Source organism: Pseudomonas sp. RA_35y_Pfl2_P32 (genome assembly GCF_963970735.1).
Lineage (GTDB): Bacteria > Pseudomonadota > Gammaproteobacteria > Pseudomonadales > Pseudomonadaceae > Aquipseudomonas.
The window spans coordinates 142860-163297 of sequence record NZ_CAXAQF010000009.1 but is presented as its reverse complement, the minus strand read 5'-3'; the positions used below and the strand labels follow the sequence as shown (position 1 = coordinate 163297).

Here is a 20438-nt window from a genome sequence, read left to right as displayed (position 1 = left end):
GAGGAAACAACCGCACGGGGTGAAAATTCTGCGCCAGCGCTTTATAGTGGCCGACCTCCGTTTCATCAAGTAGCCGAGCCCCATGTCCGAGCCACGCAAGATCCTCGTCACCAGCGCCCTGCCCTATGCCAATGGTTCAATTCACCTTGGCCATATGCTTGAGTACATCCAGACCGATATGTGGGTGCGCTTCCAGAAGCATCGCGGCCATCAATGCACTTACGTCTGCGCGGACGACGCCCACGGTTCGGCCATCATGCTGCGGGCAGAAAAAGAGGGGATCACCCCGGAACAACTGATCGCCAACGTCCAGGCCGAACACAGCGCCGACTTTGCCGAGTTCCTGGTGGACTTCGACAATTTCCACTCCACTCACGCCGAAGAAAACCGTGAGCTGTCGAGCCAGATCTACCTCAAGCTGCGTGACGCCGGGCACATTGCCACGCGTTCGATCACCCAGTATTTCGACCCGGAAAAACAAATGTTCCTGGCCGACCGCTTCATCAAGGGCACCTGCCCGAAATGCGGCACCGAAGACCAATACGGCGACAACTGCGAAAAATGCGGCGCGACCTATGCGCCCACCGACCTGAAGGATCCGAAGTCGGCGATCTCTGGCGCCACCCCGGTGCTCAAGGATTCCCAGCACTTCTTCTTCAAGCTGCCGGATTTCCAGCAGATGCTCCAGACCTGGACCCGCAGCGGTACCCTGCAGGACGCCGTAGCGAACAAGATCGCCGAATGGCTGGATGTCGGCCTGCAACAGTGGGACATCTCCCGCGATGCGCCGTACTTCGGCTTTGAGATCCCTGACGAGCCGGGCAAATACTTCTACGTCTGGCTGGATGCCCCCATCGGCTACATGGCGAGCTTCAAGAACCTGTGTGCCCGTCGTCCCGAGCTGGACTTCGACGCGTACTGGGCCAAGGATTCCACCGCCGAGCTGTACCATTTCATCGGCAAGGACATCGTCAACTTCCACGCCCTGTTCTGGCCAGCCATGCTCGAAGGTGCGGGCTACCGCAAGCCGACCGGGATCAACGTGCACGGCTACCTGACGGTCAACGGCCAGAAAATGTCGAAATCGCGCGGCACCTTCATCAAGGCCCGCACCTACCTGGACCACCTGTCGCCGGAATACCTGCGTTACTACTACGCGTCCAAGCTGGGCCGTGGCGTCGACGACCTGGACCTGAACCTGGAAGACTTCGTGCAGAAGGTCAACTCGGACCTGGTGGGCAAGGTCGTCAACATCGCCAGCCGCTGCGCCGGGTTCATCCACAAAGGCAATGCCGGCGTGCTGGTGGACAGCAACGCCGCACCGGAACTGACCGAAGCCTTCCTGGCCGCGGCCCCCAGCATCGCCGACGCCTATGAAGCCCGCGACTTCGCCCGCGCCATGCGCGAAATCATGGGCCTGGCCGACCGTGCCAATGCCTGGATCGCCGACAAGGCACCGTGGTCGCTGAACAAACAGGAAGGCAAGCAGGAAGAAGTCCAGGCGATCTGCGCCACCGGCGTCAACCTGTTCCGCCAACTGGTGATCTTCCTCAAGCCGGTGCTGCCGCTGCTGGCCGCCGACGCCGAGGCGTTCCTCAACGTCGCGCCGCTGACCTGGAACGACCACACCACCTTGCTCGCCAACCATCAGTTGAACGAGTTCAAGCCGCTGATGACCCGGATCGACCCGGTCAAGGTCCAGGCCATGACCGATGCTTCGAAAGAAGACCTCGCGGCCAGCCAGACCGACACCGGCAGTGCGGCCCCTCAAGGTAACGGTGAACTGGCCAAGGCCCCCCTGTCGGCCGAGATCGAGTTCGACGCCTTTGCCGCCGTCGACCTGCGCGTCGCCCTGATCCTTAAGGCCGAAGCCGTGGAAGGTGCGGACAAGCTGCTACGCCTGACCCTGGACATCGGTGATGAGCAACGCAATGTGTTCTCGGGCATCAAGAGTGCGTACCCGGACCCGGCCAAGCTTGAAGGTCGCCTGACCATGATGATCGCCAACCTCAAGCCACGTAAAATGCGCTTCGGCATCTCCGAAGGCATGGTCATGGCGGCCGGTCCTGGCGGTGAAGAGATCTACCTGTTGAGCCCGGACAGCGGCGCCAAGCCGGGTCAGCGCATCAAGTAATCCGCCTGGCTGGACCGATCCCACCGTCACGCAACGCCGCGACGGTGGGATTTTCATATCTGCCCCGCCGGATACTGCCTAATCTTCATGTACAGGCCTTTCCCTCGACCCGGCACGCCATGACCGACCTTCTGCTTACCCTTATCAGTACCGCCCTGATCAACAACTTCCTGTTGCAGTGGCCGCTGGGCGTCGATCCCTTGCTGCAAGCCGCGCGCGACCCGCAGTCTGAACGGCGCCAGGTCCACGCCCTGGGCCTAAGCACCACCTGCCTGATGCTGCTCAACGGCGTCCTGGGTTATGCCGCCTATCATTGGCTGCTAGTGCCAATGGGCCTGACGGCCCTGTACCTGTTTCTGTTGCTGCCTTTGAGCGTACTGCCCATCGCAGCGCTGCTGCGGGGACTCACCCGGACCTTGCCGCAATTGCCGTTCACCGGGCTCTGGCCGTTGCTGCTGGGCAATGCCGGCGTGTTGGGCTTGAGCCTGATGGGCATGCACAGCGACCAGGGGTTGGCTTGGTACCTGGCCCTGAGCCTGGGCGCCGGATTGGGGTTCTGGCTGGTCCTGAGCCTGTTCAGCGACCTGCGCCAGCGCACCCTCAACAATGATGTGCCGATGGCCTTTCGTGGCTTACCGATCGATCTGATCAGCGCCGGATTGATCGCCGTGGCATTTCTCGGATTCAGTGGACTGATCAAAACATGAGTCTGATTCAACGCATCGACGCCCTCCTGCCCCAGACCCAATGTGGCAAGTGTGGCCATCCTGGGTGCAAGCCCTATGCCCAAGGCATTGCCAGCGGCGAGGCGATCAACAAGTGCCCGCCGGGCGGTGACGAAACCATCACCGCACTCGCCGAACTGCTGAACCTGCCGGTCGTGCCGCTCGACCACAGCCGGGGCTCGGCGCCGCCACAGATTGCCTATATCCGTGAAGCCGAGTGCATCGGCTGCACCAAGTGCATCCAGGCCTGCCCGATCGATGCGATTGTCGGCGCGGCCAAGCTGATGCACACGGTGATCATCGACGAATGCACCGGCTGTGACTTGTGCGTCGCCCCCTGCCCGGTCGACTGCATTGAAATGCACCCCCTGCCCTCGGCCCAGGTGCTGCCGATCGTTGGCGGCCTGGCGTTCACGCCTGAGCAATTTGAGGCGCGCAGCGCCAAACGCGAGCATGCCCGCCAGCGCTTCGAACAACGCAACGCCCGGCTGGAGCGCGAAGAACAGCAGCGCCTGGCCGAGCGCGCGGCACGGGCAGCAAAAGCGGCACAACCTGCCACCACGGGTGCAAACCCGGTGCAGGACGCCATCGCCCGCGTGCAGGCGCAAAAAGCCGCGGCCGCCGATGCAGCCCTGAAAAAAGCCAAGATCGATGTAGCGATGAGCCGCGCACAACTGCACAAATCCCTGAAAGCCTTCGGCCATCCGCCGACCTGCGAGCAACAAGCTCAACTGGTCGTGCTGTACCAGCAGTTCGAAACAGCCGAACAAGTCCTGGCGCAACTCGAAAACAGCGCCCTGGCCAATCCCCCGCAACCGGCCACCCCAGCCAATGACGCTGAGCTCAAGCGGGCGAAAATCCAGCTGGCGATGCGCCGCGCCGAACTGAAGAAAGCCCAGGGTAACGCGGCGCCTGCCGAGCAACTGGCGGCCCTGAGCGCCGCGCTGGAGCAGGCCGAGCAAGCCCTGCACGCCGCCGAGGACGCCAGCGACAAACCGCCACCGCACTTGCTGCGTCGGGAAAAACGCCCGATCGACAGTCAGCTGCGACAACTCAAGACTGAACTGGCGTATGCCCGCGCCGAAGTGAGCAAACTGCAGCGCCAGGCCCAGGCACCGGCAGAGCTCTTGAGCCAGGCGCGCGCCAGGCTCGAAGAGGCCGAGCGCCAGGTGAGCGACTATGTCGCCCCTTGAACCCGTCGACGATCGCCTGCAACAGGCGATGCAGCGCGTGCTCCTGGCCACCGTGCCGGGCATGCTGCTGTTGCTGTGGTTTAGCGGCTGGGGGGTGCTGGTCAATCTGCTGCTGGCCTGTACCAGCGCGCTGGCAGTGGAAGCTGCGGTGCTGCGCCTGCGCGGTTACCCGCTCAAGCCGGCCTTGAGTGATGGCAGTGCTCTGGTCAGCGCCACTCTGCTGGCACTGGCACTCCCCGCTTACTGCCCCTGGTGGTTGACGGTGAGCGCGGCGGTCGGGGCGATGCTGTTCGGCAAACACCTGTATGGCGGCGTGGGTAAAAACCCGTTCAACCCGGCCATGCTCGGCTTTGCCCTGGTGTTGGTGTGTTTCCCGCAACAGATGACCCACTGGCCCAGCCACGGCCTGAGCCTGCAGGGCGGCCTGCAGCAGATTTTCGGCTTGAGCGTTTCCGCGCAACCGGACGCCTGGGCCCAGGCCACCGCCTTGGACAGCCTGCGGATCAACAAAAGCCTGACCATCGACGAACTGTTCGCCACCCATCCGGCATTTGGGCAGTTGGGTGGCAAAGGGATTGAGTGGGTGAACCTGGCATTCCTCGCCGGCGGCGCCTTTCTCCTGCAGCAACGGGTGTTCAGTTGGCACGCTCCGGTGGGCATGCTCAGCAGCCTGTTCGTCATCAGCCTGTTGTGCTGGAACGGCTCGGGTTCCGACTCCCATGGCTCGCCGCTGTTTCACCTGTTGAGCGGTGCCACCATGCTTGGTGCGTTTTTTATCGTCACCGAGCCGGTGTCCGGGGCCAGGAGTCCCAAGGCGCGCCTGCTATTCGGTGCCGGCGTGGGCCTGTTGACCTACCTGATCCGAACCTGGGGCGGCTACCCCGACGGCGTGGCGTTCGCAGTGCTGCTGATGAACCTCTGTGTGCCAGCCCTTGAGCGCTTCTGCGCGGCGCAACCGGAGCCGGCATCATGAAACGCAGCCTCAGCGTCCTGAGCCTGGCGATCATCGCCGTCCTGTGCGCTGGCACCACTTACCTTGTGCAGCAGGCCTTGGCGCCACGGGTTGGCGCCGAACAGCGGCTGATCGAGAGCCGCAACCTGTTGGACATGCTACCGGCGGGCAGCTATGACAATCAGCCGCTGGACCAGCCACTGGCACTCAAGGGCGTGGCCCTGGCCAATAGCACGCTGCTGGGCGGCTATCGGGCGACCCTTGGCGGTAAACCCGCGGCGATCATCCTGCTGAGTCGGGTGATCGGCTATGAAGGCGCCATTGACTTGCTGATAGTCATCGATAGCCAGGGTAGGCTGCTGGGTATCAAAACCCTCAAGCAAGGCGAAACCCAGGGCCTGGGCGGCATGATCGCGACCCACCCCAACCCCTGGCTGGCGGGTTTTATCGGCAGGTCGCGAGGTGATCCGGGCGACAGCGGCTGGGCCCTGAAAAAGGACCAGGGCCAATTCGATCAATTGGCCGGCGCGACGATCACCTCCCGCGCGGTGATCAGTGCGACCCACGATGCCTTGCGCTACTTCGATGAACACCGGCCACAACTGATCGGCAACGCGCCATGAACAAGACCTCGACCCTGCAGAACTCCTTGATGCTGGCGCCACTGATCGGCGCCAGCGATACGTTGCTGACGGCCTTGAGCCTGGCGCTGCTGTGCCTGTTGGTGATCGCTGTCTATGGGCTGAAAATGCACCTGTTTCGAGCCTGGCTCAGTGCGCCCCTGCGCCTGCCAGCCGCGACGCTGCTCGCCGCGACCTTGACCAGCCTGGCGGCATTGGCGACTCAGGCCTGGGCGCTTGAGCTGTATCAGCACCTGGGCCTCTACATCGGGTTGATCGCCCTGCAATGCGTGGTACTGGAATACAACGGCTTTTTCACCGAGACCCGTCTGCCTGACCGATTGCGTTTATGCGCCTTGTTCGTCAGCCTGATGATTGCCCTGGGCTTGCTGCGAGAAGTGCTGGGGCATGGCTCGATCAACTGGCACTTGCCATGGCTGGTTGCAGACGGCAGCGTACGACTGGCCATCATCGCCCCCGGCGGGTTTATCCTGTTGGGACTGCTGCTGGCAGCCAGGCAAGCCTGGCTCAATCGCTCACCGACACCCTGAACGCCTGCAAGGAACTGTTCTGCCCATGAATGCCGCCAAACGCCTGGAAATTTTTCGCAGGTTCCACGAAGACAATCCAGAACCGAAAACCGAGCTGGCCTATTCATCGCCCTTCGAGCTGTTGATCGCGGTGATTCTCTCTGCGCAGTCCACCGATGTCGGTGTCAATAAAGCCACCGCCAAGCTGTTCCCGGTGGCCAACACGCCGGCGGCGATTCATGCGCTCGGCGTCGAGGGTTTGTCCGAGTACATCAAGACCATAGGCCTGTACAACAGCAAGGCGAAGAATGTCATCGAGACCTGCCGCATGCTGGTGGAACTGCATGGCGGTGAAGTGCCACAAACCCGCGAAGCGCTTGAGGCGCTGCCAGGCGTCGGCCGAAAGACCGCAAATGTGGTGCTGAACACGGCGTTCCGGCAGTTGACCATGGCCGTCGACACCCACATTTTCCGGGTCAGTAACCGTACCGGTATTGCCCCCGGGAAGAATGTCGTCGAAGTGGAACACAAGCTGATGAAGTTTGTGCCCAGGCAATTTCTCCTCGACTCCCACCACTGGCTGATCTTGCATGGCCGTTACGTGTGCCAGGCCCGCAAGCCCCGGTGTGGCAGCTGCAGGATCGAAGACCTGTGCGAATACAAGCAAAAAACCTCCGACGATTGAGGCGCTATTGCTTTTATTGATTTATCGATTGAAAAAATCTTTTTTACCCGCCAGGAGATTGTCGATATAAGAGGCGCCAATGGCACTCTTAGCCTGGAGTTAACCTTATGAGTAATGGCAAAGAACAACTGGACGTAGAAGACGACTTCGCCCCTGTTGAAGCCGATGATGCAGAGCCCATGGTGGAGGTCGCGAAGACCAACCTGAACAAGCGCCGCACCATCGATAACCTCCTGGAGGAGCGACGCCTGCAAAAGCAGTTGGCCGATTACGACTTTGACCTCTGACCTGCCCTCTGCCCTCTGCCCTCTGAAAGCCTCCCACCGTGGAGGCTTTTGTCATTTTGCGATCCCCCCAGGAACCCGGATGGCGAAGTGCCAGACTAGACGTTTTTGTACTTTTGCACGTCAGACCAGGCCATTGCGCTGGGCCAATTCAATCAGATCGACAAGCGAGCGAGCGTTGAGCTTGAGCAGAAGCCGAGTCTTGTAAGTACTGACGGTTTTATTACTGAGGAACATGCCATCGGCTATTTCCTTGTTGGTCTTGCCCCGGGCCAATTGCTGCAACACCATCATCTCTCGTCCGGACAAACGCTCCACCATGTCCGACTCACTGGTATTGCCCAGCGACGAGCGAACTGAGTGTAATGCCTGGTTCGGAAAGTAACTGTAGCCGGACAATACGGCCTTGATAGCGCTGAGTAGTTCGGTGAGCTCCTGCTGTTTGCAAACATAACCAAATGCGCCCGCCTGCATGCAACGCATCGAAAAATGCCCGGGTGTCTGAGAAGTCAGGACCAGCACTTTCACGGAAAAGTTCATCGAATTCAAACGCGCAATGACTTCCAGGCCATCCAGCTTGGGAATGCCTATATCCAGTATGACGATATCCGGCATATGTTCACGGGCAAGTTGCAATGCGTCCACGCCATTGTCCGTTTCAGCAATAACTTCGTAGCCATGACGCTCCATTAGCATGCGTACAGCAAGTCGAATGACGGGGTGATCATCCACGATCAGCACTTTATTCATGGGCAAGTCCAATTTTCGCTGTTCGAATTTTTAGAGCCCGCACAATAGCCTAGTCGTTTCGACCTTGGGATGCTGCCCAGGCCAAGCACCCCTACCGAGAGACAGTCCCTACAAACATAAAGGACTATCCCCACAGGAATTCACAAAAAATAATGTCTCTTAAAGTTTAAGCCTGCCCTTTTCCATGCAACAACAATTCGTTCCCACCAAAGACAAGCCGTGAAAACCAAACTAATATTCAGGACGCAGGTGCATGTTTTTTTCCACTCTGACCTATTCTAAAAACAACGACTCTCGCCTAGCGAGCAGCGCATGAAGTAATCATACTCCAGAGCGCGGCCCTGGCACCACGACATGAACAACAAACCAACACTGAAACTAAACAAATCTACAAACACACTAAAAAATAACTACACACACCTAAAAAACCATTAAGCCTTAGCGTATCAAGTACTCCCCCATAGAGAATCTGGCGCCGCGCAGACTGGTTACCCTTTAACATTGCCCTCGACACGCAACCCAATATCAAACGAGTAGCCAGCATGAAAATCTTTCAGAAGAAAATCGCCAACCCCATGACAATCATTGCGATTTTCGCAGCACTGTCCGAAACTTCCGCAGCGGTATCATTGCCGTTTCTCGATAATGATGACCGGGAAATATATATATGGTTTTTAATCAGCTTCCCCTTCTACCTGCTGTTTCTATTTTTCATCACCCTCAACTTCAACTACAAATCCCTGTATGCGCCTTCAGACTTCCAGAAGAGCAAGCAGTTTTTAAAGGTGATCGATGACACCACCCGCAGCGAAAAAAAATCCGCTCCTGCTACCTCTCAAACCGGGCAGACCGATGTGACCACGGCCTCGACCAGGAAGGTCAACGCCGCGCGCGCCACCCCACGAAACAGCCATGGGACGGTCAAGACCAAGCCAGACTACCTACTTCCCAGCACCCAGGACCCACCCGCCTGCATCACTCTCATCAACCACCTCTGCCCTCAGCAGCAGTTGCCCCTGTCCGCTTCGGTGCACTGCATCCGCATCGTCGATGCACGGTGGATCCGCAAGAAAAAGGACACCTGTCAGTTGCTGGAGAAGCTCGAGCAAGCTCGACTCAGCCAACGCAGACTGACGATGCTGCTGACTTGCCGGGAGTCGGAGCCACTGATCAATGAACGGCTGAAGAAGTCGGATGTAAAAGCACTAAACGCCCAGGACTCTGTGTGCCTGTTCTATAACGTGAGCACCCAGGCAATGACGGTTGTTGTGTAAGACCGATGCCCGTTTTGATGCAGCGACAGACCGGTAGGAGGTTATTCAACGAGGCAGGAACGAAGGGAGGGAGAACTGGCGGTGTAACGCAGAACGGCGATACAGCCTGGAAGACAGATTACAACGTGACCATCGAGGCCCACACATCAGGTCGCGCCCGTTATGCTCTCGCCTCAAGCGAGAGCACAACGGTTGATCAGCGCAACAGCATCAGAACAGCTTGCGGCCCTTGTTGGCTGCAATGCGCATACGCAGGGCGTTGAGCTTGATGAAGCCAGCAGCGTCCGCCTGGTTGTAAGCGCCGCCATCTTCTTCGAAGGTGGCGATGTTGGCGTCGAACAACGACTCGTCGGACTTGCGACCGGTGACGATCACGTTGCCCTTGTACAGCTTCAGGCGAACCACGCCATTCACGTGGACCTGGGAAGCGTCGATCATCTGTTGCAGCATCAGACGCTCAGGACTCCACCAGTAGCCGGTGTAGATCAGGCTGGCGTACTTGGGCATCAACTCGTCTTTGAGGTGAGCCACTTCGCGGTCCAGGGTGATCGATTCGATCGCCCGGTGAGCGCGCAGCATGATGGTACCGCCTGGGGTTTCGTAGCAGCCACGGGACTTCATGCCCACATAACGGTTCTCGACGATGTCGAGACGACCGATACCGTGTTCGCCACCGATACGGTTGAGGGTCGCCAGCACGGTGGCCGGGGTCATTTCGACGCCGTCCAGTGCCACGATGTCGCCGTTACGGTAGGTCAGCTCCAGGTATTGTGGTTTGTCAGGAGCATTCTCCGGGGAGACGGTCCATTTCCACATATCTTCTTCGTGCTCGGTCCAGGTATCTTCCAGCACGCCGCCTTCATAGGAGATGTGCAGCAAGTTGGCATCCATCGAGTACGGGGATTTCTTCTTGCCGTGGCGCTCGATCGGGATCGCGTGCTTCTCGGCGTAGTCCATCAGCTTCTCGCGGGACAGCAGGTCCCACTCACGCCACGGGGCAATGACTTTTACCCCTGGCTTGAGGGCATAGGCACCCAGTTCAAAACGAACCTGGTCGTTGCCTTTGCCGGTGGCGCCGTGGGAAATGGCGTCAGCGCCGGTTTCATTGGCGATTTCGATGAGGCGCTTGGCGATCAACGGACGTGCGATGGAAGTACCCAGCAGGTACTCGCCTTCGTAGACGGTGTTGGCACGGAACATCGGGAACACGAAATCGCGCACGAATTCTTCGCGCAGATCGTCGATGTAGATTTCTTTGACGCCCATGGCTTGTGCCTTGGCGCGAGCCGGCTCGACCTCTTCGCCTTGACCCAGGTCAGCGGTGAATGTCACCACTTCACAGTTATAAGTATCCTGCAGCCACTTGAGGATCACCGAAGTGTCCAGGCCGCCGGAATACGCCAGAACGACCTTGTTTACGTCCGCCATGCCATCACTCCACGGGGTTCTACGGAAAGCCGATAAGTCTAACGCTGCGAGCGGATAAATTACAGAGGCGCGACAGCTTATGACGACGAAGCGACAGATTATGTCGAGCGAGCGACGATTTCGACGGGGTCAGGAGGTCGCTGCCGCGCTGCTTGCGGAACTGACTTGAGGGGCAGGATTGGCCGGTGGCTCGAGCCGCTCGAGTTGCACGCTGACTCGACGGTTTTTCGCCCGGTTGGCGGCACTGCTATTGGGCGCCACTGGATAACGCTCGCCGTGAAAGCGCAGGGTCACCTGTGACTCCTGGACCCCGTTGGCCTTGAGGTATTCCATTACGGCCAGCGCCCTGCGCCGCGACAGGTCTCGGTTGGTCAGGCGATTGCCGCTGTTATCCGAATGGCCGTCGATTTGAATGTGATTGACCGTCGGATCGGCTTTCATGAAGTTCAACATGGCTTGCAAGCGGCTTTTCGCCTGTGCATCGAGTTCGATTCCACCCCCAGGGAAACCCACCGCGGCCTGCTTCACCTGCTCGTAATTCATCGGTAGCAGCTTGGCCACGCAACCTTGGTAATCGGCGTAGGCCTTACCGAAACTGATGGGCAGCAAGCGTACTTCCGACACCCGGCCGTCGGATGCCGAATGCCGGATCAATGGACTGCGGCCCTCCATCAAACCACCGATCAGGCGCCCAGCCTGTACCTGAGAACTGTTGAACAGCACCTCGCCACTGCCCAGCCTGACCGAACCCAGGTTGATGTCCCCGCGCCCTGGCTGCCAGGGTGCCGCCGCCGCCAGCAAGGTCGCCGAGCCACCGGTCAGCATCGGGTTATAGGCTTTGAGCCGAAAGGTGGCCTGCTCACCCGCGCGCCGCACGAACTCACCCGTACCAAAACCGGTGATCGGTTGCGCCAGACGACATTCGAACTTGTCGCCCTCGACCTTCCACTCAGTGCTCTCCAGGCGCGTCTGGAAAGTGAGTGCCATGGCAGGAAGGCTGGCGAACACACTGAGCAAGGCTAGATAACGCTGGCGCACGGGAGGCTCCACTGACTTCTGCAACAAAAAGACCGATACACATGTTTACGGCATACCTTAGTGATATCGGTTACGTCCGACAAAACTTGATAGCGAGTGCCTGCAAGAGTCTTTTCCGGTAGCATTCCCATGAGTTTGACCCGCCTGGAATCCCCAATGTCCGACCGCCTGACCCTGCTGCGTCCCGACGACTGGCATATTCATCTTCGCGATGGTGCTGCGTTGCCCAATACTGTCGCGGATGTCGCGCGCACCTTTGGTCGCGCGATCATCATGCCCAACCTGGTACCACCGGTGCGCAATGCCGCTGAAGCCGACGCCTACCGCCAGCGCATTCTCGCTGTGCGCCCGGCCGGCAGCCGCTTTGAACCGCTGATGGTGCTCTACCTGACCGACCGCACCACCGCGGACGAAATCCGCACCGCCAAGGCCAGCGGTTTCGTGCACGCCGCCAAGTTGTACCCAGCCGGCGCGACAACCAACTCGGACTCGGGTGTCACCAGCATCGACAAGATCTTCCCAGCGATCGAGGCCATGGCCGAAGTCGGGATGCCCTTGCTGATCCACGGTGAAATCACCCGCGGCGACGTCGATGTCTTCGATCGCGAGAAAATCTTCATCGACGAGCACATGCGTCGGCTGGTCGAGCGTTTTCCAACGCTCAAGGTGGTGTTCGAACACATCACCACCGGCGATGCCGTGCAGTTCGTCAAGGAGGCTTCGGCCAATGTGGGCGCGACCATCACCGCGCACCACTTGCTGTACAACCGCAATCACATGCTGGTTGGCGGGATTCGCCCGCACTTCTACTGCCTGCCGATCCTCAAGCGCAACACCCACCAGGTCGCCCTGCTGGATGCCGCCACCAGTGGCAGCGACAAGTTCTTCCTCGGCACCGACTCGGCTCCCCATGCCCAGCACGCCAAGGAAGCCGCCTGTGGTTGTGCCGGCTGCTACACCGCCTATGCCGCGATCGAGCTGTATGCCGAGGCGTTTGAACAGCGTAACGCGCTGGACAAGCTCGAAGCCTTCGCCAGCCTCAACGGCCCGCGTTTCTACGGCCTGCCGGCAAACACCGATCGCATTACCCTGGTCCGCGAAGAATGGACCGCCCCAACCAGCCTGCCGTTCGGCGAGCTGACTGTCATCCCGCTGCGCGCCGGTGAAAAACTGCGCTGGCGCCTGCTGGAGGAACACGCGTGAGTGAAGTCCATTACGACGACGAACAGGAAGGTCAAGGTGGCGGCGGTTCGCGCCACCCGATGGCAGCCAGGTTTCGAGGATATCTGCCAGTCGTCGTTGACGTTGAAACCGGTGGTTTCAACTGTGCCACTGACGCCCTGCTGGAAATCGCCGCGACCACCATCGCCATGGACGAAAAGGGTTTTGTGTTCCCGGACCACACCTACTTCTTCCGTGTAGAGCCGTTCGAAGGCGCCAACATCGAAGCCGCGGCGCTGGAATTCACCGGCATCAAGCTCGATCACCCACTGCGCATGGCCGTGAGTGAAGAGACGGCCCTGACCGACATTTTCCGCGGCGTGCGCAAGGCGTTGAAAGCCAATGGCTGCAAACGGGCGATCCTGGTCGGCCACAACAGCAGTTTCGACCTGGGCTTCCTCAATGCCGCCGTGGCGCGCCTGGACATGAAGCGCAACCCGTTCCACCCGTTCTCCAGCTTCGACACCGCGACGCTGGCCGGTCTGGCCTACGGTCAAACCGTGCTGGCCAAGGCGTGCCAGGCAGCAGACATCGACTTCGACGGTCGCGAGGCCCACTCGGCTCGCTACGACACCGAGAAGACCGCTGATCTGTTCTGCGGCATCGTCAACCGCTGGAAACAAATGGGGGGCTGGGAAGACTTCAACGACTGATCGGTCGCAGGTTTTTCCTGACCCATAAAAAAACCGGCCACTTGAGCCGGTTTTTTTGTGCCTGAGGCGCGTGGCTTACAGCTTGCCAGCGTTCTCGGACAGGTAAGCGGCAACGCCTTCTGGCGAAGCGGTCATGCCCTTGTCGCCTTTTTTCCAGTTGGCCGGGCAAACTTCGCCGTGCTCTTCGTGGAACTGCAGCGCGTCGACCAGACGGATCAGCTCTTCCATGTTACGGCCCAGTGGCAGGTCGTTGACGATCTGCGAGCGGACAACACCTTTGTCGTCGATCAGGAACGCGCCACGGAAAGCCACGCCGCCTTCGGATTCAACGTCGTAGGCCTTGGCGATGTCGTGCTTCATGTCAGCAGCCATGATGTACTGGACCTGACCGATGCCGCCGGCATTGATCGGGGTGTTACGCCAGGCGTTGTGGGTGAAGTGCGAGTCGATCGACACGGCGATCACTTCCACGTTGCGCGCCTTGAAGTCAGCCATGCGGTGGTCCAGAGCGATCAGCTCGGACGGGCAAACGAAGGTGAAGTCCAGCGGGTAGAAGAACACCAGGCCGTATTTGCCTTTGATGGCCGAGGACAGGGTGAAGCTGTCAACGATTTCGCCATTGCCGAGTACGGCCGGTACGGTGAAGTCAGGGGCTTGTTTGCCTACGAGTACGCTCATTGGATATCTCCTGGTGTAGTGCGTGAAGAAGGGTATCGGTCCAGTCTGCCGTCGGTAAACGACAGCTTCGTGAACCGGCTACCGTTCGCAAAGACCGACCATCATACACTGCGTTTTTGACCTGTTGCCATGCAGCCGTTCGTCAGACCGGAGGTGATCCGTTGCACGACGCCCGGAAACAACTTTGACAATCATTCTCGTTAACATTAAGATCCATCGCAATTGAGCCATAACCCGCGATAGGTTCTCACTCTATGTATGTCTGCCTCTGCACTGGCGTCACCGACGGCAAGATCCGCGATGCAATCTACGAAGGTTGCTGCAGCTACCGTGAGGTGCGTGAAGCCACCGGCGTTGCCAGCCAATGCGGCAAATGCGCCTGCCTTGCCAAGCAGGTGGTCCGCGAAACCCTCGCCGACCTGCAGATGAGCCAGGCTGCGATTCCCTTTCCCGTGGAATTTTCCGTAGCCTGAAAAACCCAATTTGAAGAACCGGACTTAGTGTCCGGTTTTTTTATGCCTGTAATTCAATCGCTTAGCGCCAGGATGCGGAATACAAACACTCTTATTCCGATTAATTTTCATATATTATTCAATAACTTAGGTTTGACACTAAGAAGTTGCAGGCTCAGACTCTGCCTTATATACCGCACTTAAGGACAGGACCCCCATCATGAAAGGCGACGTCACAGTCATCCAGCATCTCAACAAGATCCTTGCCAATGAGCTGGTCGCAATCAATCAGTACTTCCTGCATGCCCGCATGTATGAAGATTGGGGCCTGAACAAGCTGGGCAAACACGAGTACAAAGAATCCATCGACGAGATGAAACACGCGGACAAGCTGATCAAGCGCATCCTGTTTCTCGAAGGCCTGCCGAACGTCCAGGACCTGGGCAAGCTGCACATCGGCGAACACACCAAGGAAATGCTCGAGTGTGACCTGCGCATCGAGCGTACCGGTCACGCCGACCTGAAAACCGCCATCGCCCACTGCGAGACTGTTGGCGACTTCGGCAGCCGTGAACTACTCGAAGACATTCTCGAGTCCGAGGAAGAACATATCGACTGGCTGGAAACTCAACTGGGCCTGATCGATAAAGTGGGTATCGAGAACTACCTGCAATCGCAGATGGGTGAATAACGCTAAGTTAACGCCTATTAAAAAAGCCCCGCCCTCTTATCGAGAGGCGGGGCTTTTTTATCCGCAGCGGGGGTTCACTGGCAAGCCAGCGCCTACACCACTTAGGCTTCGGTCTTGCCAGCAGCAGCTTTTTCCACAGCCGCCTTGATGGTCGCCTGCAGCGAACCGTCGGCAGCCATTTCGGTCATGATGTCGCTACCGCCGACCAGCTCACCACCAACCCACAGCTGCGGGAAGGTTGGCCAGTTGGCGTATTTTGGCAGGTTGGCGCGGATTTCCGGGTTCTGCAGGATGTCCACGTAAGCGAACTTCTCACCACAGCCCATGACGGCCTGCGCGGCTTTCGCGGAGAAGCCACATTGTGGGGCATTCGGCGAGCCTTTCATGTAAAGCAGAATGGTGTTGTTGGCAATCTGCTCTTTAATAGTTTCGATGATATCCATGAAGCACCTCGGCTGAACTTTCCGACTCAGTTGTCGGCACGGTGGCGCATTGTAACGGAAAGACCGGCGCGATGCTCGGTCTCCCCGACAGACATGCCTAGGCCGCTGCCACCGTCACCGGCACGCCGTTGAGCGCCGCGTTGCCCGACAACTCATCAAGCTGACGTTCATCCGTCAGGTCGTTGGCGCTGGACCCCGGTTGCGCCGTGGCGATACCCATCTGCACCCCCGGCCGGGCATGCCCCCAACCGTGAGGCAGGCTGACCACGCCCTTCATCATCTCGAGACTGGCCAGCACCTCGACTTCGATCTGACCGACCCGCGAACTGACGCGCACCCGCTGGCCATCGCTGAGCCCGCGCTGGACGAGGTCGTCCGGGTGCATCAACAACTGATGGCGCGGCTTGCCTTTCACCAGGCGGTGGTAGTTGTGCATCCACGAATTATTGCTGCGCACATGGCGCCGGCCAATCAGCAACAACTCATCCGCCGCCGGCGCTTGCAACGCGGCAAAGCGCTGCAGATCCGCGAGAATCGCTGCTGGCGCCGCTTGCACCTGCTGGTTGGCCGTTTTCAGGCGCGGCCCCAGATTGGCCTTCAGCGCCCCCAGATCAACGCCATGGGGATGATCATACAGGCTGGCCACCGACAGCTTGTGCTCAGAGGCATCACCGTAGCGACCGGCACGCAAGGCAAAGTCGATCATCTGTGCCGGCGGCATCGTCGGCTTGAGCGCCTTGCCCGTCCTGGCCGCAAAGGCCTTGGCCAGGCCGACGAAAATTTCCCAATCATGCAGCGCGCCCTCCGGCTTGGGCAGGATCGCCCGGTTGAAGCGGCTGACATTACGCACCGCGAACATATTGAACGTGGTGTCGTAGTGATCGTTTTCCAATGCCGATGTCGAAGGCAGGATCAGGTCGGCGTAGCGCGTGGTCTCATTGATGTACAGATCGATGCTGACCATGAACTCCAGCCCGTCCAGCGCCTGCTCCAGTTGCCGGCCATTGGGTGTCGACAACACTGGATTGCCCGCCACCGTGATCAGTGCGCGAATCTGTCCTTCGCCGCCCGTGAGCATTTCTTCGGCCAGGGCCGACACCGGCAACTCACCGCCGTATTCCGGCCGCCCGGAGACCCGGCTTTGCCACAGATTAAAATGCCCACCCGAGGTCGACGCCACCAGATCAACCGCCGGCTCGGTGCACAGCGCCCCGCCGACCCGGTCCAGGTTGCCGGTGACCAGGTTGATCAACTGCACCAGCCAATGACACAAGGTGCCAAAGGCCTGGGTCGAAACCCCCATGCGCCCGTAACAGACCGCCGTCGGCGCAGCGGCAAAATCCCGCGCCAATTGACGGATCTGCTCGGCCGGCACCGCACACAACGGGCTCATGGCCTCGGCATCGAACGAAGCAATCGCCTGGCGCACCTGCTCCAGCCCATCCACTGGCAGATGACTGTCGCGGCCCAGGCCTTCGCTGAACAGGGTATTGAGCACACCGAACAGCAACGCCGCATCGCCCCCTGGCCGGACAAACACATGCTGGTTGGCCATCGCTGCCGTCTCGCTGCGTCGCGGGTCGACCACCACCACTTTGCCGCCACGCCCCTGGATCGCCTTCAAGCGTTTTTCCACATCCGGCACAGTCATGATGCTGCCGTTGGACGCCAGCGGATTACCGCCCAGGATCAGCATGAAGTCGGTGTGGTCGATGTCTGGAATCGGCAGCAGCAACCCGTGGCCGTACATCAAGTGACTGGTCAGGTGATGGGGCAACTGATCGACGGACGTCGCCGAGAAACGATTGCGACTCTTCAGCAACCCGAGAAAATAGTTGCTGTGGGTCATCAGCCCGTAGTTATGCACGCTGGGGTTGCCCTGATACACCGCCACCGCGTTCTGCCCATGACGCTCCTGAATTGTCGCCAGGCGCTCGGCGACCAGGGCAAACGCCTCGTCCCAGCCAATCGCTTGCCACTCGTTACCGACGCGCTGCATGGGCTGGCGCAGGCGATCGGGATCGTTCTGGATATCCTGCAACGCCACCGCCTTGGGGCAGATATGACCGCGACTGAAGCTGTCCAACGGGTCACCCTTGATCGAGGTGATCTGCAGGCCGGCGCTGTCGCTGGCGGTGGTTTCGATGGTCAAGCCGCAGATGGCTTCACACAGGTGGCACGCACGGTGAGTGAGAGTCTTGGTCATGGCCAGTCTCTGTTGTATTCGAGGCAACCAGGGCGCGGTTGCGGGAGTCAAACTATGGGCCGAGTCCGACCACTGCACCAGCGACGTTCGTCTTGTGAATCGACGGCCATCAGGCCTACCGATAGCGCCCTGCTACCTGGCGATCGGCAGGGCAAAAAACGACCGCCACGCCCGCCGGTGCGCTGCCCTCGATTGCCAAGGCGCGCGGGGGCAGTGTACAAAGGGCTTGCTGCTGTCAGGAAACAGGCTTCAAAAGCGCTACCGCGGTCTCCCCGTAGCCCCTCTGAAATCCCCTAAACACCGTAGCCTATTGGTAAGACGCGACATTTAATGTCAATATTGCGCCTTCCCCTATTTCGTCGCCCCGTGCGGCTTACGCCGCAGGTCTCGCCCGTTTTTTAAATTAAACAAGGCTTTGAGTATCTGCGGTCCGTTGCAAAAGGTAGTCAATGATGAGCGCAAGGCACTTTCTCTCCCTGATGGATTGCACGCCCGAAGAGCTGGTCAGCGTGATCCGTCGAGGCATTGAGCTCAAAGACCTGCGTAACCGCGGCGTACTGTTCGAGCCGTTGAAAAACCGCGTCCTGGGGATGATCTTCGAGAAGTCCTCGACCCGTACTCGCCTGTCGTTCGAAGCCGGCATGATCCAGCTCGGCGGCCAGGCCATCTTCCTCTCGCCGCGCGACACCCAACTGGGCCGTGGCGAGCCGATTGGCGACTGCGCCATCGTCATGTCGCGCATGCTCGACGCGGTGATGATCCGCACCTTTGCCCACAGCACCCTGACCGAATTCGCCGCCAACTCCCGCGTGCCAGTGATCAACGGCCTGTCCGATGACCTGCACCCATGCCAATTGCTGGCCGACATGCAAACCTTCCTTGAGCATCGTGGTTCGATCCAGGGCAAGACCGTGGCCTGGATCGGCGACGGCAACAACATGTGCAACAGCTATATAGAAGCGGCCATCCAGTTCGACTTCCAGTTGCGCATCGCCTGCCCCGAGGGCTACGAGCCGAACCCGCAATTCGTGGCAGCAGCCGGCGATCGCGTGACCATCGTCCGCGACCCCAAGGATGCCGTGCGTGGCGCCCACCTGGTGAGCACCGACGTCTGGACCTCCATGGGCCAGGAAGAAGAAACCGCCAAGCGCCTCAAACTGTTTGCGCCCTACCAGGTCAACCGTGCGCTGCTTGACCTGGCGGCCGAAGACGTTCTGTTCATGCACTGCCTGCCTGCCCACCGTGGCGAAGAAATCAGCCTTGACCTGCTCGACGACGGCCGCTCGGTGGCCTGGGACCAGGCAGAAAACCGCCTGCACGCGCAAAAGGCCTTGCTCGAATTCCTCGTTCCCCCGGCGTACCACCACGCATGAGTCATACATTACTGCTGAACCTGCGCAACCTGGCCTGCGGCTACCAGGACCAGCGCGTTGTACAGAACCTCAACCTGCACCTCAATGCCGGCGACATCGGCTGCCTGCTCGGCTCCTCCGGTTGTGGCAAGACCACCACCTTGCGGGCCATTGCCGGTTTTGAGCCGGTCCACGAAGGGGAAATCCAGCTGGCGGGTGAAACCATCTCCAGCGCCGGTTTCACCCTCGCCCCGGAGAAACGCCGGATCGGCATGGTGTTCCAGGACTACGCGCTGTTCCCGCACCTGAGCGTGGCTGACAACATCGCTTTCGGCATTCGCAAGCACCCGCAAAAAGACCGGGTCACCGCCGAGATGCTCGAACTGGTGAACCTGAAGAACCTCGGCAAGCGCTTCCCCCACGAGCTCTCGGGCGGCCAGCAGCAACGGGTGGCCCTGGCCCGCGCACTGGCGCCGGAGCCGCAACTGCTGCTGCTCGATGAACCCTTCTCCAACCTCGATGGCGAATTGCGCCGCAAGCTCAGCCACGAAGTCCGCGACATCCTCAAGAGCCGCGGCACCAGTGCGATTCTGGTGACCCACGACCAGGAAGAAGCCTTCGCGGTCAGCGATCAGGTCGGGGTGTTCAAGGAAGGTCGACTGGAGCAGTGGGACACGCCCTACAACCTGTACCACGAGCCGCTGACGCCCTTTGTCGCGAGCTTTATCGGCCAGGGTTACTTCATTCGTGGCCAGTTGCAGACCCCTGAATCGGTGCAGACCGAACTCGGCGAACTGCGTGGCAACCGCGCCTACACCTGGCCAACCGGTGGCGCCGTGGACGTGCTGCTGCGGCCCGACGATATCGTGTACGCCCCGGACAGCCCGATGAAAGCGCGGATCGTCGGCAAGACCTTCCTCGGAGCCTCGACCCTGTACCGCCTGCAATTGCCCACCGGCAGCCAGCTGGAATCGATCTTCCCCAGCCACGCCGACCACCTGGTGGGTGCCGATGTCGGCATTCGCGTGGCCGCCGAGCACCTGGTGCTGTTCCAGGCATCCGGTAGCACCGCGGCGCAGATACCGGCCGCCGAATCCGGAGTCCGTCGGTACAGCACCGCCAGTTGATC

The 20438-nt window shown here is 59.8% G+C and carries 21 protein-coding genes; 15 read left to right on the top strand and 6 right to left on the bottom strand.

Annotated features, from left to right (window positions below; all coding sequences use genetic code 11):
* Nucleotides 1-82 precede the first annotated feature (82 nt).
* The 8 genes from metG (at nt 83) to AACY45_RS11345 (ending at nt 7126) form a co-directional block, all read left to right on the top strand.
* Nucleotides 83-2134, top strand: coding sequence for a methionine--tRNA ligase (metG, locus tag AACY45_RS11380; protein ID WP_339545546.1), 2052 nt, complete (start codon nt 83-85; stop codon nt 2132-2134).
* Nucleotides 2135-2253: 119 nt separating this feature from the next.
* Entirely contained in the window at nt 2254-2841 is a 588-nt protein-coding gene (locus AACY45_RS11375; protein WP_339545545.1) for an Rnf-Nqr domain containing protein, read from the top strand.
* Nucleotides 2838-4052: an electron transport complex subunit RsxB gene (rsxB, locus tag AACY45_RS11370; protein WP_339545544.1), complete on the top strand. Its 1215-nt coding sequence runs from the start codon at nt 2838-2840 to the stop codon at nt 4050-4052. Before AACY45_RS11375 ends, rsxB begins: the two co-directional genes overlap by 4 nt.
* On the top strand, nt 4039-5025 hold the full coding sequence (locus AACY45_RS11365) for an RnfABCDGE type electron transport complex subunit D (protein WP_339545543.1): 987 nt from the start codon (nt 4039-4041) through the stop codon (nt 5023-5025). The genes rsxB and AACY45_RS11365 overlap by 14 nt, the downstream gene beginning before the upstream one ends.
* Nucleotides 5022-5627 (top strand): RnfABCDGE type electron transport complex subunit G, encoded by a 606-nt coding sequence (locus tag AACY45_RS11360; RefSeq protein WP_339545542.1) that lies wholly within the window; start codon nt 5022-5024, stop codon nt 5625-5627. The genes AACY45_RS11365 and AACY45_RS11360 overlap by 4 nt, the downstream gene beginning before the upstream one ends.
* Nucleotides 5624-6175 (top strand): Rnf-Nqr domain containing protein, encoded by a 552-nt coding sequence (locus AACY45_RS11355; protein WP_339545541.1) that lies wholly within the window; start codon nt 5624-5626, stop codon nt 6173-6175. Before AACY45_RS11360 ends, AACY45_RS11355 begins: the two co-directional genes overlap by 4 nt.
* Nucleotides 6176-6200: 25 nt before the next feature.
* The gene (gene nth / locus AACY45_RS11350) at nt 6201-6839 is read left to right on the top strand and encodes an endonuclease III (protein WP_339545540.1); all 639 of its coding nucleotides are present in this window, start codon (nt 6201-6203) and stop codon (nt 6837-6839) included.
* Between the two features lie 107 nt (nt 6840-6946).
* On the top strand, nt 6947-7126 hold the full coding sequence (locus tag AACY45_RS11345; protein ID WP_339545539.1) for a PA3496 family putative envelope integrity protein: 180 nt from the start codon (nt 6947-6949) through the stop codon (nt 7124-7126).
* A gap of 120 nt (nt 7127-7246) precedes the next feature.
* Here AACY45_RS11345 and AACY45_RS11340 read toward each other — a convergent pair whose 3' ends face one another.
* The gene (locus tag AACY45_RS11340; RefSeq protein ID WP_339545538.1) at nt 7247-7873 is read right to left on the bottom strand and encodes a response regulator transcription factor; all 627 of its coding nucleotides are present in this window, start codon (nt 7871-7873) and stop codon (nt 7247-7249) included.
* A 542-nt stretch (nt 7874-8415) separates the two neighbouring features.
* Between AACY45_RS11340 and AACY45_RS11335 the strand changes: the two genes are divergently transcribed.
* Complete coding sequence (locus AACY45_RS11335; protein WP_339545537.1) at nt 8416-9147, top strand: hypothetical protein; 732 nt, start codon at nt 8416-8418, stop codon at nt 9145-9147.
* Between the two features lie 210 nt (nt 9148-9357).
* Here AACY45_RS11335 and AACY45_RS11330 read toward each other — a convergent pair whose 3' ends face one another.
* Nucleotides 9358-10575, bottom strand: a complete 1218-nt coding sequence (locus AACY45_RS11330) for an argininosuccinate synthase (protein WP_029295244.1) — start codon at nt 10573-10575, stop codon at nt 9358-9360.
* A gap of 129 nt (nt 10576-10704) precedes the next feature.
* Entirely contained in the window at nt 10705-11613 is a 909-nt protein-coding gene (locus AACY45_RS11325; RefSeq protein WP_339545536.1) for a flagellar protein MotY, read from the bottom strand.
* 156 nt (nt 11614-11769) lie between these two features.
* On the opposite strand from AACY45_RS11325, the gene pyrC reads away from it, so the two are divergent.
* Both pyrC and rnt read left to right on the top strand, forming a co-directional pair.
* Entirely contained in the window at nt 11770-12816 is a 1047-nt protein-coding gene (gene pyrC / locus AACY45_RS11320; RefSeq protein WP_339545597.1) for a dihydroorotase, read from the top strand.
* Nucleotides 12813-13487, top strand: a complete 675-nt coding sequence (gene rnt / locus AACY45_RS11315; RefSeq protein ID WP_339545535.1) for a ribonuclease T — start codon at nt 12813-12815, stop codon at nt 13485-13487. Before pyrC ends, rnt begins: the two co-directional genes overlap by 4 nt.
* Before the next feature lie 75 nt (nt 13488-13562).
* Here the strand turns inward: rnt and AACY45_RS11310 are convergent, their stop codons facing one another.
* Entirely contained in the window at nt 13563-14165 is a 603-nt protein-coding gene (locus AACY45_RS11310; protein WP_007922432.1) for a peroxiredoxin, read from the bottom strand.
* A 254-nt stretch (nt 14166-14419) separates the two neighbouring features.
* On the opposite strand from AACY45_RS11310, the gene AACY45_RS11305 reads away from it, so the two are divergent.
* A complete protein-coding gene (locus AACY45_RS11305) occupies nt 14420-14638 on the top strand; it encodes a bacterioferritin-associated ferredoxin (RefSeq protein WP_339545533.1) in 219 nt (72 codons plus the stop codon).
* Between the two features lie 199 nt (nt 14639-14837).
* Nucleotides 14838-15308 carry a bacterioferritin gene (gene bfr, locus AACY45_RS11300; protein ID WP_095165921.1) on the top strand — a complete coding sequence of 157 codons (471 nt, stop codon included), beginning with the start codon at nt 14838-14840 and terminating at the stop codon, nt 15306-15308.
* A gap of 101 nt (nt 15309-15409) precedes the next feature.
* Here the strand turns inward: bfr and grxD are convergent, their stop codons facing one another.
* Both grxD and AACY45_RS11290 read right to left on the bottom strand, forming a co-directional pair.
* On the bottom strand, nt 15410-15751 hold the full coding sequence (grxD, locus tag AACY45_RS11295) for a Grx4 family monothiol glutaredoxin (RefSeq protein ID WP_166590029.1): 342 nt from the start codon (nt 15749-15751) through the stop codon (nt 15410-15412).
* Between the two features lie 97 nt (nt 15752-15848).
* Nucleotides 15849-17957 carry a molybdopterin oxidoreductase family protein gene (locus AACY45_RS11290; protein WP_339545532.1) on the bottom strand — a complete coding sequence of 703 codons (2109 nt, stop codon included), beginning with the start codon at nt 17955-17957 and terminating at the stop codon, nt 15849-15851.
* Between the two features lie 452 nt (nt 17958-18409).
* Between AACY45_RS11290 and argF the strand changes: the two genes are divergently transcribed.
* Both argF and AACY45_RS11280 read left to right on the top strand, forming a co-directional pair.
* Entirely contained in the window at nt 18410-19330 is a 921-nt protein-coding gene (gene argF, locus AACY45_RS11285; RefSeq protein ID WP_095165926.1) for an ornithine carbamoyltransferase, read from the top strand.
* A complete protein-coding gene (locus AACY45_RS11280; protein WP_339545531.1) occupies nt 19327-20436 on the top strand; it encodes an ABC transporter ATP-binding protein in 1110 nt (369 codons plus the stop codon). Before argF ends, AACY45_RS11280 begins: the two co-directional genes overlap by 4 nt.
* The last annotated feature ends 2 nt before the right edge of the window (nt 20437-20438 follow it).